Source organism: Streptomyces sp. NPDC031379 (assembly GCF_055569615.1).
This window is the reverse complement of record NZ_JBVIIT010000004.1, coordinates 291,056-307,530: the sequence shown is the minus strand read 5'-3', so window position 1 is coordinate 307,530 and position 16,475 is coordinate 291,056. Positions and strand designations below refer to the sequence as shown.

15 protein-coding genes and 1 tRNA gene are annotated in these 16,475 nt (G+C 73.7%); 6 read left to right on the top strand and 10 right to left on the bottom strand.

The genetic code is table 11. The features are described 5' to 3' along the window. Positions 1–24: 24 nt before the first annotated feature. A complete protein-coding gene (locus tag ACZ5CW_RS08190) occupies positions 25–519 on the top strand; it encodes a DUF3830 family protein (protein ID WP_468599455.1) in 495 nt (164 codons plus the stop codon). Here the strand turns inward: ACZ5CW_RS08190 and ACZ5CW_RS08185 are convergent. Together ACZ5CW_RS08185 and ACZ5CW_RS08180 are read right to left on the bottom strand one after the other, a co-directional pair. Beyond that, positions 500–1,906 (bottom strand): amidase, encoded by a 1,407-nt coding sequence (locus ACZ5CW_RS08185; protein WP_468599454.1) that lies wholly within the window; start codon positions 1,904–1,906, stop codon positions 500–502. The two genes, ACZ5CW_RS08190 and ACZ5CW_RS08185, sit on opposite strands and share 20 nt — an antisense overlap. Positions 1,907–1,923: 17 nt before the next feature. Next, positions 1,924–2,877: a D-2-hydroxyacid dehydrogenase gene (locus ACZ5CW_RS08180; protein ID WP_468599453.1), complete on the bottom strand. Its 954-nt coding sequence runs from the start codon at positions 2,875–2,877 to the stop codon at positions 1,924–1,926. A 127-nt stretch (positions 2,878–3,004) separates the two neighbouring features. Here ACZ5CW_RS08180 and ACZ5CW_RS08175 point away from each other — a divergent pair, with 127 nt between their 5' ends. From ACZ5CW_RS08175 to ACZ5CW_RS08165, 3 genes are all read left to right on the top strand, one after another. After that, positions 3,005–3,790: a maleate cis-trans isomerase family protein gene (locus tag ACZ5CW_RS08175; protein ID WP_468599452.1), complete on the top strand. Its 786-nt coding sequence runs from the start codon at positions 3,005–3,007 to the stop codon at positions 3,788–3,790. After that, the gene (locus ACZ5CW_RS08170) at positions 3,787–4,518 is read left to right on the top strand and encodes a maleate cis-trans isomerase family protein (RefSeq protein WP_468599451.1); all 732 of its coding nucleotides are present in this window, start codon (positions 3,787–3,789) and stop codon (positions 4,516–4,518) included. Before ACZ5CW_RS08175 ends, ACZ5CW_RS08170 begins: the two co-directional genes overlap by 4 nt. A 143-nt stretch (positions 4,519–4,661) precedes the next feature. Beyond that, a complete protein-coding gene (locus tag ACZ5CW_RS08165) occupies positions 4,662–5,750 on the top strand; it encodes an LLM class flavin-dependent oxidoreductase (protein ID WP_468599450.1) in 1,089 nt (362 codons plus the stop codon). Here the strand turns inward: ACZ5CW_RS08165 and ACZ5CW_RS08160 are convergent. Next, positions 5,729–7,534, bottom strand: coding sequence for a putative bifunctional diguanylate cyclase/phosphodiesterase (locus ACZ5CW_RS08160; protein ID WP_468599449.1), 1,806 nt, complete (start codon positions 7,532–7,534; stop codon positions 5,729–5,731). The genes ACZ5CW_RS08165 and ACZ5CW_RS08160 overlap by 22 nt on opposite strands. Before the next feature lie 321 nt (positions 7,535–7,855). On the opposite strand from ACZ5CW_RS08160, the gene ACZ5CW_RS08155 reads away from it, so the two are divergent. After that, positions 7,856–9,115: a M6 family metalloprotease domain-containing protein gene (locus ACZ5CW_RS08155; RefSeq protein ID WP_468599448.1), complete on the top strand. Its 1,260-nt coding sequence runs from the start codon at positions 7,856–7,858 to the stop codon at positions 9,113–9,115. Positions 9,116–9,205: 90 nt separating this feature from the next. Here the strand turns inward: ACZ5CW_RS08155 and ACZ5CW_RS08150 are convergent. The 7 genes from ACZ5CW_RS08150 to ACZ5CW_RS08120 form a co-directional block, all read right to left on the bottom strand. Next, positions 9,206–9,279, bottom strand: a tRNA-Lys gene (locus ACZ5CW_RS08150). Further along, positions 9,270–9,839 (bottom strand): bifunctional DNA primase/polymerase, encoded by a 570-nt coding sequence (locus tag ACZ5CW_RS08145; RefSeq protein WP_468599447.1) that lies wholly within the window; start codon positions 9,837–9,839, stop codon positions 9,270–9,272. The genes ACZ5CW_RS08150 and ACZ5CW_RS08145 overlap by 10 nt, the downstream gene beginning before the upstream one ends. Before the next feature lie 134 nt (positions 9,840–9,973). Continuing rightward, entirely contained in the window at positions 9,974–10,342 is a 369-nt protein-coding gene (locus tag ACZ5CW_RS08140; protein ID WP_468599446.1) for a hypothetical protein, read from the bottom strand. 124 nt (positions 10,343–10,466) lie between these two features. After that, entirely contained in the window at positions 10,467–11,804 is a 1,338-nt protein-coding gene (locus tag ACZ5CW_RS08135) for an AAA domain-containing protein (protein WP_468599444.1), read from the bottom strand. Beyond that, positions 11,801–13,399, bottom strand: a complete 1,599-nt coding sequence (locus tag ACZ5CW_RS08130) for a hypothetical protein (RefSeq protein ID WP_468599442.1) — start codon at positions 13,397–13,399, stop codon at positions 11,801–11,803. The genes ACZ5CW_RS08135 and ACZ5CW_RS08130 overlap by 4 nt, the downstream gene beginning before the upstream one ends. Beyond that, positions 13,390–14,658, bottom strand: coding sequence for a hypothetical protein (locus ACZ5CW_RS08125; RefSeq protein ID WP_468599440.1), 1,269 nt, complete (start codon positions 14,656–14,658; stop codon positions 13,390–13,392). Before ACZ5CW_RS08125 ends, ACZ5CW_RS08130 begins: the two co-directional genes overlap by 10 nt. Next, positions 14,555–15,499 carry a phosphatase PAP2 family protein gene (locus ACZ5CW_RS08120; RefSeq protein ID WP_468599438.1) on the bottom strand — a complete coding sequence of 315 codons (945 nt, stop codon included), beginning with the start codon at positions 15,497–15,499 and terminating at the stop codon, positions 14,555–14,557. The genes ACZ5CW_RS08125 and ACZ5CW_RS08120 overlap by 104 nt, the downstream gene beginning before the upstream one ends. Positions 15,500–15,738: 239 nt before the next feature. Between ACZ5CW_RS08120 and ACZ5CW_RS08115 the strand changes: the two genes are divergently transcribed. Further along, on the top strand, positions 15,739–16,335 hold the full coding sequence (locus ACZ5CW_RS08115; protein ID WP_468599437.1) for a histidine phosphatase family protein: 597 nt from the start codon (positions 15,739–15,741) through the stop codon (positions 16,333–16,335). Positions 16,336–16,475: the final 140 nt, after the last annotated feature.

The following is a 16,475-nucleotide window of genomic DNA, read 5'->3' as shown; positions in this document are numbered from 1 at the left end:
TCCGGGCTATGCACCCTGGTTTTCATGGCCGATCGATTCGTCACCGTCTCGCTCGACAAGCGGGACGTGCACTGCACGGCACGACTGCTGGACGACCGCGCGCCTCTGACCTGCGCGGCAGTGTGGGAGGCACTGCCGCTGGCGGGGGACGTCTACCACGCCAAGTACGCGCGCAACGAGATCTACGCCCTCTTCCCGCCGTTCGCCTCCACGGAACCCCCACTGGAGAACCCGACGGTCACCCCGATTCCCGGCGACCTCTGTTACTTCTCCTTCGCCGGTGCCGAGCTGGGCACGAAGGCCTACGGCTACGACCGCGAGGTCCGTCCCGGCACCACCGTGGTCGACCTGGCCCTGTTCTACGAGCGCAACAACCTGCTGCTCAACGGGGACGTCGGCTGGGTGCCCGGCATCGTCTGGGGCCAGGTGACCGACGGCCTCGACGCGATGGCCGAGGCCTGCAACGACCTGTGGCGGACGGGGGCGGCGGGGGAGCGGCTCAGCTTCCGGAGGGCGTGACGTTCCCCGCGAGGGGGAGGCCGGCTTCGTACAGGGCGTGCGCGGCGCGCAGCACCAGATCGTCCCGGTGCCGCGCGGCGACGATCTGCATGCCCACCGGAAGACCCTCCCCGTCCAGCCCCACCGGTACGGTCGCCGCCGGCTGCTGGGTCAGGTTGAAGGGATACGTGAACGGTGTCCAGCCCGTCCAGCGCCGGTGAGCGGAGCCCCCCGGCACCTCCCGGCCCGCCTCGAACGCCGTCACCGGCAGCGTCGGCGTCACCAGCAGGTCGTAGCGCTCGTGGAAGCTGCCCATCCGGCGCCCGAGACGCATGCGGACGTCCACCGCGGCCAGATACTCCAGCGCGCTCGTCCGGGCGCCCTGCGCGCAGATCTCCCGCAGCCCGGGGTCCAGCAGCTGCCGCCGGTGCGGGGAGAAGCCCTGGGTGAGCCGGGCCGCGCCGCTGAACCACAGGGTGTGGAACGCCTCCACCGGGTCGCTGAAGTCGGGGTCGCTCTCCTCGACGTACGCCCCCAGGTCCGCCAGCCCGGCCACCGCCCGCCGCACCGCCGCGGCGACGCCGGGCCGGACCGCCACCTGCCCGCCCAGGGACGGTGAGTACGCCACCCGCAACCCGCGCACGCCTTCCCGCAGCCCCTCCCGGAAGGAGCACGGCGCGGGCGGCAGCGCCGACCAGTCGCGCGCGTCGGGAGAGCCGATGACGTCCATCAGCAGGGCCGCGTCGGCCGCGTCCCGGGTCATCGGGCCCGTGTGCGACAGCGTGCCGAACGCGCTCGCCGGATACAGCGGCACCCTGCCGTACGTCGGCTTCAGCCCGAAGATCCCGCAGAACCCGGCCGGGATCCGGATGCTGCCGCCCCCGTCGGTGCCCAGCGACAGCGGGCCCGCGCCGAGCGCGACGGCCGCCGCGCTGCCGCCGCTGGAGCCGCCCGCGGTGCGTGTCGGGTCGTACGGGTTGCGGGTCACCCCGGACAGCGGGGAGTCGGTGACGCCCTTCCAGCCGTACTCGGGGGTGGTCGTCTTGCCGAGGAACACCGCGCCGTGCTCGCGCAGCCTGGCCACCGGGGGCGCGTCCTCGTCCCAGCTCCCCTGCTCGGAGACGGTCCTGGAGCCGCGCAGGGTCGGGTGCCCGCGCAGCAGCAGGATGTCCTTCACGGTCACCGGCACCCCGTCCAGCAGCCCGGCCGGCTCACCGCGCCGCCAGCGTTCCTCCGACTCCCGGGCCCGGGCGAGCGCGTCCTCCTCGGTGAGCCGGACGAACGCGTTCACCTCCGGCTGGATCCGCCGCGCCCGCTCCAGGGCCTCGACGGTCGCCTCCACAGGACTGAACTCGCCCTTGCGGTATCCGTCCAGGAGCCGGCCGGCGGTGAGGTCGGTGAGCTGCATGCACCCTCCATCGGGTCTCAGTGACCGGGCACGTAACCACGCTTCTTGTCGACCACGTTCAGCAGTGATCTGCCCGCCGCCCAGCGCTCGTACAAGTCCACGAACTGCACGCCCAGTTCGTCCCGCCAGCCGATCGTGTCCCCGCTCATGTGCGGGGAGACGATCAGCTCCGGCAGCTCCCACAACGGGCTGTCCGCGGGCAGCGGTTCGGCGGCGAAGACGTCCAGCGCGGCGCCCGCGATCCAGCGCCGGGTCAGCGCCTCGGCGAGGGCGTCCTCGTCGACCAGCTGTCCGCGGCCGACGTTCACGAAGAACGCCGAGGGCTGCATCACCCCGAACCGGCGGGCGTCGAACATGCGGTACGTCTGCTCGGTCAGCGGCGCCGCGGCGATCACCCAGTCCGCGCGGGAGATCAGCCGGTCCAGGTCGGCCGGACCGTGGATGCCGGTCCGCGGCACCCGCCCGACCAGCGCCGTCGTCACGTCCAGGGCCTTCAGCGTGCGGACGATCGCCCGGCCGATCGGGCCCGAGCCGACCACGCACGCGCGGGTGCCCGCCACCCGCCGGCTCTCCCGGTGCCGCCAGATCCGCTCCCGCTGGTGCTCCAGCGTGCGCGGCAGATCCTTGGCGACCGCCAGGACGAGGGCCGCCACGTACTCGGCGATCGGCTGGTCGAAGATCCCACGCGCGTTGGTGACCACCGTGTCGGACGCGGCCAGTTCCGGGCACATCAGATGGTCCACGCCCGCGCTCGCGGTGTGCACCCAGCGGGGCCTCGGCCCGTCCCCCGGCCAGGCCTCGCGCACCGCGTGCGAGGTGAAGTCCCACACCAGCAGGGCGTCCGCCTCGGGCAGCCGCTCGGCCAGGTGCGCGGCATCGGTGTGCACGATCCGGGCACGGCCGGTGAGGCGGCCGAGCCGGGGCGGCGGTTCGGCGTCGAGGACCACAAGGGTGGGCGGGGTCGGCGTCATACGGGGCGGCTCCCGGCGTCTGACATGCACGGATTGACCACGCTCGCACCCGAACCTACCGTCGTCAACACGGGCGTGTTCGCGATCCGTTGCCCACTCGTCTCCCAGCGTGAGGCCGGTGTCAGCCATGGACGTCTCCTTTCTCGGCGGCCCCCGCCCGCAGCGCGGTGTCGGCGTGGTGGCCCCCTTCGACTTCGCCCTCGACCGCGAGCTGTGGCGCTGGGCGCCCGACGAGGTGTCGCTGCATCTGACCCGGACCCCGTTCGTGCCGGTCGAGGTGAGCCTGGACCTGGCCCGGCTGGTCAGCGAGCACGAGACCCTCGGCGAGGCGGTCCGCGCGCTGACCGCCGTCGCCCCCGAGGTCGTCGCCTACGCCTGCACCTCCGGGAGCTTCGTCGGCGGGATCGCGGGGGAGCGGGCGATGTGCGCGGCGATGACCCGGGCGGGCGCCCTGCCCTCGGTGACCACCTCCGGGGCGCTGCTGGAGGCGCTCGCGGAGCTGGGGACACGACGGGTCGCGCTGGTCACGCCGTACACCGTGTCCGTGACCCGGGCACTCGAGGAGTACGTCGCCGAGGCCGGCATACGGGTCACCGGCTGTGCCTTCATGGGACTGACCCGGCACATCTGGCAGGTGCCGTACCGGGACGTCGTCGCCATGGCCCGGCGGGCGATCCGCCCCGGCGCCGCCGACGCCCTCTTCATCTCCTGCACCAACCTCCCCACCTACGACGTCATCCCCCAACTGGAGGCCGAACTGCGCATGCCGGTCATCTCGGCCAACCAGGTCACGATGTGGGCGGCGCTGCGCCGACTGGGTACCCGAGCGGTGGGGCCCTATCAGGCGCTGCTGGACGCGGCCGCGCGCGAACGGCCCGTACTGCCCGAAGAGACGCAGGAAGGCTGGACATGACCGCACTCGGTTTCCTCTACCCGGGCCACTCCGCCGAGGACGACTATCCACGCATCGAGCAGCTCCTGGGCAGCGACATCCGGCTGGACCTGGCCCACACCGACATCGGTGAGGACGCGCACCGGGTGGACGCGCTGCGGGAGATGGGCTCCGCGGAGCGGCTCGCCGCGGGTATGGAGGGGCTGCGGCTGGCCGGGGTCGAGACGGTGGTGTGGGCGTGCACCAGCGGCAGCTTCGTGCACGGCTGGCAGGGCGCCCAGGACCAGGTGCGGACGCTGGCCCGGCAGGCCGGGATGCCGGCCTCCTCGACGTCCTTCGCCTTCGTGCACGCCGCCCGGGAGATCGGGGTGCGGCGGGTCGCCGTCGGCGCGACCTACCCGGAGGACGTGGCGACCCTGTTCGCGGAGTTCCTGCGGGCCGGCGGGCTGGAGGTGGCCGGGATGTGCTCCTCCGGGATCGTCACGGCGGCGGAGGTCGGCACGTGGCAGGAGGAGGACGTGCTGACGCTGGCGCGGGCGGCCGACGTCTCCGAAGCGGAGGCCGTGCTGCTGCCGGACACGGCGCTGCACACGGCCGCGCACATCGGGGTGCTGGAGAAGTCCCTGTCCAAGCCGGTGCTCACGGCGAATCTGGTGACGGTCTGGGAGGGCTTGCGGCTGGCCGACCGGCGGGTGAACGCGCCCACGCTGGGGTCGCTGTTCACCCGGGAGCCGCTGGTGCAGGCCTAGGGGGCTTCGTTCGGATCAGCCCGGGTCCGCGCTGATCCGAACGAAACCCCCTAGGGACCGGCCCGGTCGGCCGGAATAAACGGAGACCGCCTCCTGTTACAGCGGCGCAGGACAGCACACGCCACAAACAGGAGGCCCACACCGTGTCGGCAGACGAGATCCGGGGCACGACGCACGGGACCGCCCCCGTCCCCCTCTCCGTACTGGACCTGGTGACCGTCGGCACGGGCAGTACCGCCACCGACGCCCTGCGCACCAGCGTCGAGCTGTCCCGGCTGACGGAGTCCCGCGGCTTCCACCGGTACTGGGTCGCCGAGCACCACTCCATGCCCGGCGTCGCCTCCTCCTCGCCCGCCGTGATCCTCGCCCACCTCGCCGCCCACACCGACCGCATCCGGCTCGGCTCGGGCGGCGTCATGCTGCCCAACCACGCCCCGCTGGTGATCGCCGAGCAGTTCGGCACGCTGGAGGCCCTCGCGCCGGGCCGCGTGGACCTCGGCCTCGGGCGGGCCCCCGGCACCGACGGCGCGACGGCCGCCGCGCTGCGCCGCAGCGAGACCCTCGAGGAGGGCGCCGACGACTTCCCGCAGCAGCTCGCGGAGCTGATCCGCTTCCTGGACGACGACTTCCCCGACGGGCACCCCTACGGCCGTATCCACGCGATCCCGGGGCCGGTCCAGGGCACCGCGCCCGGCGGGGTGCAGTCCCCGCACCGCCCCCCGATCTGGCTGCTCGGCTCCTCCGGGTTCAGCGCCCGCCTGGCCGGGATGCTCGGCCTGCCGTTCGCCTTCGCGCACCACTTCTCCGCGCAGAACACCATCCCGGCCCTCGACTTGTACCGGCAGACCTTCCGCCCCTCCGCCGTCCTGGACGAGCCGTACGCCCTCATCGGCGTCTCCGCCCTCGCGGCCGACGACGAGCGGGAGGCCCGCCGTCAGACCCGGGCGATGGCGCTGAACATGCTCCGGCTGCGCACCGGCCGCCCCGGTCTGTTCCCCGACCCGCAGGAGGCCGAGCGGCACGAGTTCAGCCCGATGGAGGAGGAGTTCATCGGCTCCTGGACCGCCAACATCGTGCAGGGCACCGCCGACGAGGTCCGCGCCGGCCTGGACGACCTCCACAAGCGCACCGGCGCCGACGAGCTGATGCTCGTCTCCCACGCCCACCGCGGCGAACTCCGGCTGCGCTCCTACGAGCTGATCGCGGACGCCTACGGGTTGCCGACCGCGTAGGTCTGCGCCCCCAGCAGCTCGGAGATCCGATCCGGCGACACCGGGCGGGAGTACAGCCAGCCCTGACCGGTGTCGCAGCCGATCCGGCGCAGCCGGCTGGCCTGGGCCGAGGTCTCCACACACTCCGCGGTGACGGTCAGGCCGAGGCGGTGCGCCAGCTGGATCATCGCCTCCACGATCACCTCGTCGGCCGGGTTGGGGGCGATCGCCTTCTTGTCGCCCTCGTACTGGAAGCCGCGCACGAAGGAGCCGTCCAGCTTCAGCACCGACACCGGCAGGCGGCTCAGATAGGCGAGGTTGGAGTAGCCGGTGCCGAAGTCGTCGATGGCGATGCGCACCCCCATGTCGCTGAGGGCCTGCAGGGCCTGGAGCGGGCGGCCCGCCGAGCCCATCACGGCGGACTCGGTCAGCTCCAACTGCAGCAGATGCGGGGCCAGTCCGGTCTCGGCGAGGATCTCCGCCACGTCGGCCACCAGGTCGGAGTCCCACACCTGGCGCACCGCCACGTTCACGCTGACGAAGATGGGCGGCTCGCCGGGGTGGTCCACCTGCCAGCGGCGGGCCTGCCGGCAGGCCGTGTTCAGTGCCCAGCGGCCGAGCTGCACGATCGAACCGTCCTCCTCGGCCAGTCCGATGAACCGATTCGGCGTCAGTGTGCCGAACTGAGGATGATTCCAGCGGATCAGCGCCTCGACCCCGCTGAGCCGTCCGTCCTCCATGCCCACCAACGGCTGGTACTCCAGGGCGAACTCACCGCGTTCGATGGCGGGGCGCAGGGTGGAGGAGAGGGCCTGGCGGGTCATGCGGTGCGCGTTGCGCTCGGGGTCGAACAGCGTCCAGCGGCCCTTGCCGTCCGCCTTCGCCCAGTACAGGGTCGTGTCGGCCGCCTGCATCAGGCCCGTCGCCGTCGTGCCGGCCGCGTGCCGTTCGACCACGCCGATGGACGCGGTCAGCGACAGCCGCTGGCCGGCCAGGTCGAAGGGTTCCTCCAGGGCCTTCAGCGCCGACTCGGCGAGGTCGGCGAGCTGTTCGGTGCCGGTGGAGTCCTCGACGAGCAGCGCGAACTCGTCGCCGCCGAGCCGGGCCACCAGGGGGGTCGCCGCGCGGGCGTACCCGGCCTCGTCGGCGACACGGTTCAGGCGTTCGGCGGCGGCCGCGAGCAGCCGGTCGCCGACGCGGTGTCCCAGGGTGTCGTTGACGGCCTTGAACCCGTCGAGGTCCAGGTAGCACAGGCCGATCCTGCCGGTGCCGCTCTGCTCGTACGACTCCGCCTCCAGCGCGGCCGAGAGCCGCTCGAAGAACAGGGTCCGGTTGGGCAGCCGGGTCACCGGGTCGTGCATCTGCAAGTGCCGCAGCCGTGCCTGGAGTTCACGGCGGGCGCTGATGTCGGCGACCGAGAGGAGGACGCCGGGGCCGTCGGCGGCCAGCGGGGACACGGTGACCTGCACCCACAGCGAGCGCCCGTCGGGATGTTTCAGCCGGCGGCTGCAGCGCAGCCTCGCCTGCCGGCCGCGCAGGACCTCGCGGTAGGCGTGCCAGGTACGGGCGTCCGAGGCCAGGTCCACCAGGTCGGCGGCGACCCGCCCGGTGAGCGCCTCCGGATCCGTGCCGAGCAGCTCGCCGAAGGCGGGGTTGGCCCCCGCGACGATGCCGTCGGGGTCCACGACCGCCATGGCGAGCGGGGCAGCCGCGAAGACACGGTGGTAGGTGGTGTGGTCACTGTCTGTAACGGCTGACCGGTCGAGGTCTGCCGCGGGCGTCGGCCCTTCGGACGTTCCGCTCACCGCTCGCTCCCGCAGTGCACTCGATCTCTGTCCGTGCCGGAAAGTGTGCCGATCATAGAGGCTGGCCCCGGGCCCTTCCAGCCACTGTCCAGTCTCCCGGATGGAGCAGGGCTTCTGACAGATCGTTTCTGCCCGCACCTGGACAGGTTCTTCAGGCCCCCGACCAGTTGTGACGTTCCGTGAGTGTTTCGGGGTGTCGGGCGCCGGAGCGCACCGGCGTACGGGCGGGGCGCACTCACCCTTCTGGTGCAGGCAAACAGGGCATAAAACAAGAAAGCGCAGCAATCTGGGTGCGGGTCCCGCGAACCGAATCCGGAGGTCATGTCCGTGCCCAAGCTGCGCAGCACCGCCGCCGTGTGCACCACGCTGTCGGCGCTCGCCGCGACCTCGATCCTCACCGGCCCGTCGGTCGCCGAGCCCTTCTCGACGGCCCCCTGTGCCCTGCGGCGGACCGAGGCCCACCACTCGGAGGGCGTGGACACCTGGAACACCGCCTACACCCGCCCGACCGGCGCGCTCGACGCGGTGCTGGTCTACCTCTCCTTCCCGGACGCCGTCCCGCACGCCACCCCCGCCGAGCTGACCGCCGACCACTTCCCGGCCACCAGCCGCTTCTTCGAGCAGGCCTCCTACGGCAGGTTCACGCTGCGCCCGCACCCGCTGAAGCACTGGCTGCGCATGCCGCGCCCGTCCACGTCGTACGCCATAAGGCGGGACTGGAGCGCCGAGGACCGGGCCGCCTATCTGCGGGACGCGTTCGCCGCCGCCGACAAGGAGGTCGACTTCTCGCGCTACCCGGTCGTGTACTTCGTCGCCGACCCGGACGCGCCCGGCGTGGACTCGGACGCCACGAAGGTCGTGAACCTCGACACGCCCCTGCGCGTGGACGGCACGGACATCCGCCGGGTCGTCACCGTGTTCGAGAAACACCCGCCTGACCGGCTGGTCCTCGCCCATGAGACCGGCCATGTCTTCGACCTGCCCGATCTCTACCACCGGCCGGTCGACGGCAAGGGCGACTGGGACACCTACGTCGGCGACTGGGACCTGATGGGCAGCCAGTTCGGCCTCTCGCCGGATCTGTTCGCCTGGCACAAGTGGAAGCTGGGCTGGCTGGATCCGCGCCAGGTGGCGTGCGTGCGCGGCGCCGACCCGACCCGTCTCACCCTGGAACCGCTGGCCGCCGGTCCGGGCGTCCCGGTGCGGGGCACGGGCGGTGCGCCCGCCTTCGGCCTCGGCAACGGAGTGAAGCTGGCCGTCGTGCGCACCGGCCCGGACAGTGTCCTGGCCTTCGAGGCGCGCGGCACGGCCGGGAACGACCGGGCGTCCTGCCGGCAGGGCGTGCTGGTCTACCGGGTCCGCAGCGGTGCCGAGTCCGGCGGCGGCCCGGTCGAGGTCGTGGACGCCCACCCGCACACCGAGTCCTGCTGGGAGAACTCGGTGTATCCGCCGCTCGCCGACGCCCCGGTCGCCCTCGGGGAGAGCTTCACCGTGCCCGGGGACGGCGTGCGGGTGGAGGCGGAGGGCCGGACGGCGTCGGGGGCCTGGACGGTGAAGATCACGCCGGGAATGAGGGACTGAACGTCCTGGGCCTTCGTATACCGTCCCGCGTCTTCGTATACGAAAACGGCGGGCCGGATTCTTTCGAACCGGACCCGCCGTTTCCTCGCGTGCGCCGCCAGGGACTCGAACCCCGGACCCGCTGATTAAGAGTCAGCTGCTCTAACCAACTGAGCTAGCGGCGCCTGCTGACGTCGTAGACCTTAGCATCCTGATCGGCGGGAGGAAAAATCGATATCCGTACGGCGGCCCGGGCGGCTCGTACGGCCGCCCAGAGCGCGACCTCGGGGCCGGGCAGCCAGGGGTGCCGGGTGTCGGGGGCCACCAGCCAGCGGGAGGCGCCGGGGGCGTCGCCGCCGGTCAGGGGCGGGACGGTCACCGCGTCCCCCGTGCCGTGACACAGCAGGGGCGGCACCGCCTCCGCCCGATGGGAGCCCCACTCCTCCCAGGCCAGCAGCGAGGGCAGCCGCTGGGCCGTGCCCGGGGCGGCGAACAGCAGCATGCGGCCCCGGAACACCGCGACCGGGCCCGATCCCGGCCCCTCGTCCCACAAGCGGTCCAGCATCCGGCGCCCGAAGATCGCCGGGGCGCTGACCACGTCGAAGGTGGTGCCGCAGGGCAGGACGACCGGGGCGTCCGGGCGTTCCTCCCAGAGGGCCAGCGTGCTCCGTGGATACGTTCCTGCCGAGGCGAGCCAGGCCAGGCCGTCGGAGGTGGCACAGGTGACGTTCGGTGCACTGCTCATGACACCTACATGTACCGAACGTGAGCGCATCGTTTCCCTGGGTTGCCGAAAACCGGGACACGAGCACACCGGGAGGAGTATCTTGCCCGCCCGGCATATGCCAGGCGGGGATGGCAGGGGCCGAGGCCACCGGACTACACGGGGTCCGGTGACGTCCGTCCTTCGGTGTCCCCCCGCATCAGGTCCCGCCCGAACTCGACCATCCTCTTCGCGTAGTCCTCGGTCCACTCCGCCCGGTCGGCGATGTCCGCCGGGGTCAGCCGGTCGAACCGGCGCGGGTCGGCGAGCTGGGCCGCCGCGATGGCCTGGAACTCCACGGCCCGGTCGGCGGCCGCGCGGAACGCCTGGGTCAGCTCCGTCGCGCGCGCCAGCAGCGCCCGCGGGTCCTCGATCGACTCCAGGTCGAAGAAGTGCTCGGGGTCGGAGGCCGCCTCCGCGGGCTCGAAGATCAGGGGCGCGGGGCGTAGCCGCGGTTCGGTACGGCGCGGCGTGGGCTCCGCCATGTCTTGTCTCCTCCACATACGGTTCGCTGGGCCCTTCAGGTGGGCCACCGTCCATTGTCCCGCGCCCGCGCAAGGGCCTCTCATGGCCGAGGGGTCACTCGGTGTTCCGCCAGGTGGGTGCCGGTCAGGGGTGCCAGGTCACCCGGTGTTCCGCCAGGTGGGACAGGACGGCGTGGTTGGCCTCCCAGCCATCGGGAAACTTCACCAGCGTTCCCAGCCGGACCGGTTCCGTGGACGGGAAGTCGTCCAGGAGGTCGCCCACGCCGGCCCGGCAGACCACGATGCAGGCGTGGCGGTGGCGGGAGGCCAGGACGCACAGGCGGCCCGTCTCCAGGTGGAAGGCCGTGGCGTCGGGACGTCCGGAGAGCGGGTGCAGGACGACCGTGACGTCGTACTCGCGGCCCTGGAGCCGGTTGGCGGTGTCGACCGTCACGTCGGACACACCGAGGTCGGTCAGGGCCGCGCGGACCGCCGCCGCCTGGTCGCGGTGGGCCGTGCCGACGGCGATGCGGTCGGCGGTGAGGGGCGCGGGGTCGGCGGAGCGCTCGGAGACGGCCGCTCCTCCTCTGTCCAGCAGGCGCCGGACCACCGTCGCCACCGCCCGCACCGCCTCCGGGTCCGTGCGCGGGGTGTGGCGGGCGGGCAGCTCCAGCAGACCCCAGCCGGACTCCGCCGCCTCGTCGATCACCCGGTCCGGGCCGGAGCCGTCGGAGGCGACGGCGAAGGCGAGACGGCGGTCGCCGTGGCCGGTGCCGCTGCGGAACGGGGTGTACGGGTAGAAGGCGTCCGAGACCAGCGGGGCCGCCGAGGCGGGCAGCCGCCAGGAGACCGGGAGGCGGTGCTGGGGGAGGCCCGGATTGTGGGCCAGGAGAGTGGTGACCGCGGACGCCGACGGGTCGTACGACAGGCCCGCCCACTGCTCGCTGCCGACGATCGCGAACGGGTCCAGCTGCCCCGGGTCGCCCACGAACAGCGCCCGCTCGAACAGGCCGGCCACGGCGAGCAGGGAGTCCGAGCGCATCTGGTACGCCTCGTCCACGATCGCGTGCCGCCAGGGCTCGTCCACCTTCACGTGCGCCCACTTCGCGGCCGTGGAGAGCACGACCGGGAGGCCGTTCAGATCGGCCGCCTTCGCCGACGTACGCACGTTCGGCAGGTCGTCCAGCGCCTTGTCGTACGCGTCGGTGTCGCTGCTGTGCAGGCGGCCCACCGGCAGCTCCGGATCCTTCTCCGCCAGCCGCAGGACCAGGTCGTCCACCTGGGCGTTCGTCTGCGCCACCACCATCAGCGGGCGGCCCGCGCCGGCCAGTTCGAGGGCCGCGCGGACCACCAGGGTGGACTTGCCGGCGCCGGGCGGGGAGTCGACCACCACGCCCCGCTCGGTGCCGTGCAGGGTGTCGCGCAGGATCGCGTCGGTGGCGCGGGCGGCCGCGGCTCCGGGGTCGAAGTCGACGGTCGTCACAGCACGTCCTCCTCGGTGAGCGTGTCCGGGGCCTCCGCCGCGGGCTCACCCGGCGGCCCGCCGTGCGTCCACGGGGTCTCCTCCGGGTCGGGCAGCTTCGCCCCGCCGCGCTGCTCGTGCTCGAAGAGGGTGAAGCAGACCCGGTCGCCCTTCTCCGGCACCGAACCGGGCTCCGGCTCCCGGCCGCGGCCCATCTTGTCCATGATCCGCAGCACCAGCAGCTCCCCGTCCGCCGCGGCCTCGAGGCCGACGAACTCCGCCGACTGGGGCTTGCCGCCCAGCGAGCGGTACACCTTCGCGCGCTCCGCCAGATGCGGCCGGTCGTCCGTGCGGACGGTCACCAGCGGGCGCGGGCTCGGCCGCTTGCCCTCGCTGTACGCCATCACGACATCGGTCACCTCACCGGCGAAAGCCTCACCGGCCAGCCGCCGCCCCGCCATCACCAGCGGGTCGTCCAGCGCCTCCTGCGCCTCCAGGCGGGCCTGCTCCCGCTCGCGGGTGGCCAGTTTGTTCGCCGCCGTCACCGCGTCGTCCCGGCGCGGCTGCGGCGGCTCCCCGGCCAGCACCCGGTCACGGTGACCGGTGAACGACCAGCGGTCCCGGGTCCAGCGCTCGGCGACGCGCGTGCCCTCCGGCAGCGTCCGCAGCAGGTCCAGGCCCTGCCACACCGCGTCCCAGGTCGGCCGCGTGCGGCTCTCGACCAGGTCGCGGATCTCCCGCTCGGCCGTGGTGAGCGCCGCGAGCCGGTCGTCGGCGTCCAGCGGGTCCTCGGCGGCGGCGAGCGCGGTACGCGCGCGGTCGTAGCGCTCGATCGCCGGGGCCAGCAGCTTGTTGTCGAACGCCGGGTCGGTGGCCGGACCGGCCGGCGGGCACCGCAACTGCCCGGCCGGGTCCCGCTCCAGCTCGGCCGCCCGGGCGGCCTCGGCGCCGGTGGTGCCCTCGGGCGGGTCGATCCAGGCGAGCAGCGCACCCAGGTGCTGGTCCTCCAGGCCGGACTGGCCCGTCGCCCAGTGCCGGGACAGCACGTCGGTGAGGGCGAGCAGCAGCGAGGAGCCGGGGACCCGGGCCCGCTCGCCGTAGTGGGTCAGCCACCGGCCGAGCAGCGGCACCCGGGGCGGCGCCGGGTAGGGCGCCTCCGGGTCCTGCTCGGCGGTGCGGCGGAACCGCATCGAGCGGCCCAGCAGCCGGACGAAGTCCAGGCCCGCGCGGCTCGGCACGATCAGCTGGGGCGCGTCCGCGCACAACTCGACCTCGACCTTGACCCGCTTGCCGGTCTCCGGGTCGGTCTCGGTGCGCTCGGCCGCCTCGACGGCCTGCGCGTGGGAGTCGACGCAGGGCAGGACGACGTCGGCCAGTTCGGCGAGGAACGCGAAGCGCAGGTCGCGGTCGCGGGGCTGCGGCACGACCAGCAGGCGGGGCGCTTCCCGGTCGGTGCCGACCAGCGCGCCGAGCGGGGCGCCCGCCTCACCGGCGGTGGTCAGCGGCACGAACACCAGCGGGCGGTCGGACAGGTGCCGGTGGCGGACGGTCGCGGCGGGCTGGGCCCGGCCGCTGCTGACGGCCTCGAGGCGGGCGAGGGTGGTGATCAGCGACACGGGGCCACCTCCGGGCGGTCCACGGCCGGCAGGGTCTCGGCGCGGGACGCCGCCGCCCGGTCCGCCGTCCGGAGGGCCTCCGCACGCAGCCGCGCCGCCCGGCGCAGTGCCGCCACCGCCGGGTCGGTGGGGTCACCGCTCTCGCCGCGGGCTGCCGCGAGAACCTCCTCGACCGTGGTCAGGCCGCCCAGTTCGGCCCGCAGGGGCCGGCCGAGGCGGGTGACGGCGCCGGCCGCGCGGGAGCGTTCCCGGCAGTGGAAGGCCAGTTCGCAGGCGGACAGGCATTCGGGCGCGTACGTCGCCGGGACCGCGGCCACGGCGGCCGTCAGTTCCTCGGCGGGCCGGTCCGGGGCGAAGCACGTGCCCTCGGGCAGGGAGCCGGCGATCTCCTCGATGCGGGTGAGCCGGGCGAGCTGGCGTGCGGTGACCGCGCGCTGCTTGCGGATGTCCACGGCCGAGCCCGCGGGCAGGTTGGAGAAGTCCCTGGGGCACACCAGCAGCACCCGGTGCCGCACGCGCGGGGCGGGGGCGTCGTCAGGGGCGCGCACCTCCGGCTCCGCGCCGAGGCGGGCGGCGACCTCCTCCAGCGCGAGCACGTACACCGCCGCCTGCCGGGCGGCCGCGCCCACCTTCCCCGGGTCCGCCGAACCGTCGAGCATCGGGAAGGACTTGATCTCCACCACCGACCAGCTGCCGTCCGGGTGCACCACCACCGCGTCCGGCTCCAGGAAGGCGAGCGAACCCGCCACGTCCAGGGCCAGCATCGGATGGTCCAGCAGCGTCCAGCCGCCCGCGCGCGTGGCCTCGCGCAGCGCCAGCGCCGTACGGGCCGTGCGCCCCTCGGGGCCCTGGGCGGTCAGGTCGGGCACGGCGGCCGTCTCCGGCGCCGCGGCGCCCGGGTCCAGGCGGGCGTGTGCCAGCCGCAGCAGCTCCGCGCCGCCGTCCGCCTTCACCTTCGCCTCGAACGCGTTGCCCCGGGTCAGCGCGAACTGCGACTGCCCGAAGCCGGCCGGTGCGCCCAGCGCGCTCGCCAGCCACGCCTTGTCCACCCCGGCGCCGTCCAGGATCGCCCGCCTGCGGCACCCGGGGTTCGCGGCGAGCGCCGCGAGGGCGCGCGCGTCCAGGGCCTTGGCCGGTACGTCGGGACCGCGCAGCTCAGCGAGCCGGTGCCGGAGCCCCTTCGCCCGCGTCGGCGGGGGAGGCGTCCGGTTCGCCTCCGGCGTCGAGCTGCGACTCGCGCTGCCGTGGAATTCGCTCACCCGCGGAAGTCTGGCATCCGGCACTGACAACCGGGGCACCGGTGCCGTCCGCGACCGGTGCGGGGCGCCGCACCAGGCGGGCCTTGAGCAGATCCGCGGCCCGCATCACCGGCGGCGCCAGCAGCAGCCCGACGCCCATCACGGCGACACCCGCGGCCGCGTCCAGGAAGTAGTGGTTGGCGGTGCCCATGACGACGAGCGCGGTCAGCAGCGGGTAGGCCACTCCGAGGATCTTCGTCAGGCGCGTGCCGCCGTACCGCCACAGCATCACACCGCACCACAGCGCCCAGCCGACGTGCAGGCTGGGCATCGCCGCGTACTGGTTGGTCATCCCGCCCATGCCGCGCGGCGCGCTGGCCTCGCCGCCCCACCAGCCGTACGAGCTGTAGTGGGCCATCGTGTCCACGAAGCCGTGGTGGGCCGAGAGCAGGCGGGGCGGGCAGGTCGGCAGCAGGGTGAAGCCGATCAGGCCGATGAACGTGGACGTCATCAGCCAGGTGCGGGCCGCCCGGTAGTACGGGAGGCGGGCCCGGAACATCCAGACGAGGACGGCGGGCGTGACCAGGTAGTGCAGCGAGGCGTACCAGAAGTCGGCCGGTACCCCGAGCCACGGCTCGCGCGTGAACAACCGGTTCAGCGGGTGCTCGGCGTTCAGGTACAGCAGCTTCTCGATGCGCAGGATCGCCAGGCCGTGGTCGACGGCGCCGGTGACATCACCGCGCGCCAGGAGACGGCCGGCCGAGTAGCAGCCGTAGACCAGGAGGATCAGCGGCAGTTCGGTCCACCAGCGCAACCGGGGACGGACGGTCACCTCGGTGCCCGGTGTCTCGGTCTGCGGCATCCGATCGCCCTCCCCCTCCTGCTGTGCGGTCCGCCCCCCGCGGGCGACCGTGCCACTTTACGGTGTCCTGTGACGGCCTTTGAGGGCACTCCCCGTTTCGCCCGCGCGGGCGTTCAGTCCTCGAAGACGTCGGGATCGCCCGCCGGGTTGCCCCGTCCCGGGGTGAGCGATGATGGAGGGACCCCGTCCTCTCGTCTTCGTGGCGTCCGTGTGGGCGTCCCTCCCCGGAAAGGTCTCCCATGGCACCGCGCATCCTGCTGGCCCGGCACGGACAGACGGCGTGGTCGCTGTCCGGCAAGCACACCGGCCGGACGGACGTGCCGCTGCTGGAGGAGGGCCGGCGCGGGGCCAAGCTGCTCGGCGAGCGGCTGCATCACGCCCCGCTGGACGGGCTGGCGGAGGCGGAGGTGCGGACGAGCCCGCTGTCCCGCGCGCGGGAGACGTGCGAACTCGCCGGCTTCGGTGACCGCGCCACCGCGTGGGACACGCTGATGGAGTGGGACTACGGCGCGTACGAGGGCATGACCCCGGCCGAGATCCAGGCCGTCCGGCCCGGGTGGCTGATCTGGCGGGACGGCGTCCCCGAGGGGGAGAGCCTCGCCGAGGTCACCGCGCGCGCGGACGCGGTGGTCGACTGGGCCCGCTCCGCCGACCGGGACGTGCTGGTCTTCGCCCACGGGCACATCCTGCGGTCGATCGGCGCGCGCTGGCTGGGGCTCCCGCTGGACTTCGCGGCGCGGATACGCCTGAACCCGACCTCGCTGTCGATCCTCGGCTGGGCCTACGGCGAGCCGGCCGTCGAGAGCTGGAACGACGTGGGGCACCTGGCCGGCTGAACGGTCGCCGCCGGCCCGGGGCGGGGTCGCCCGCCGGCGCCGTGAAGCCGACGGCACCGCGACTCCGCGGTGGCGCGGAAATCCGGCGACCGGCCACGACGCCCCCGCGGCCCGGCGACCGCCCGGCACCCGGCCCGCGC

What these genes read in the sequence shown, in the direction of transcription:
- ACZ5CW_RS08145 (WP_468599447.1), bottom strand. Translation starts at nt 9,839, where the DNA reads ATGAGCAGTGCACCGAACGTCACCTGTGCCACCTCCGACGGCCTGGCC.
- ACZ5CW_RS08170 (WP_468599451.1), top strand. Translation starts at nt 3,787, where the DNA reads ATGACCGCACTCGGTTTCCTCTACCCGGGCCACTCCGCCGAGGACGAC.
- ACZ5CW_RS08190 (WP_468599455.1), top strand. Translation starts at nt 25, where the DNA reads ATGGCCGATCGATTCGTCACCGTCTCGCTCGACAAGCGGGACGTGCAC.
- ACZ5CW_RS08140 (WP_468599446.1), bottom strand. Translation starts at nt 10,342, where the DNA reads ATGGCGGAGCCCACGCCGCGCCGTACCGAACCGCGGCTACGCCCCGCG.
- ACZ5CW_RS08185 (WP_468599454.1), bottom strand. Translation starts at nt 1,906, where the DNA reads ATGCAGCTCACCGACCTCACCGCCGGCCGGCTCCTGGACGGATACCGC.
- ACZ5CW_RS08180 (WP_468599453.1), bottom strand. Translation starts at nt 2,877, where the DNA reads ATGACGCCGACCCCGCCCACCCTTGTGGTCCTCGACGCCGAACCGCCG.
- ACZ5CW_RS08175 (WP_468599452.1), top strand. Translation starts at nt 3,005, where the DNA reads ATGGACGTCTCCTTTCTCGGCGGCCCCCGCCCGCAGCGCGGTGTCGGC.
- ACZ5CW_RS08115 (WP_468599437.1), top strand. Translation starts at nt 15,739, where the DNA reads ATGGCACCGCGCATCCTGCTGGCCCGGCACGGACAGACGGCGTGGTCG.
- ACZ5CW_RS08120 (WP_468599438.1), bottom strand. Translation starts at nt 15,499, where the DNA reads ATGCCGCAGACCGAGACACCGGGCACCGAGGTGACCGTCCGTCCCCGG.
- ACZ5CW_RS08155 (WP_468599448.1), top strand. Translation starts at nt 7,856, where the DNA reads ATGTCCGTGCCCAAGCTGCGCAGCACCGCCGCCGTGTGCACCACGCTG.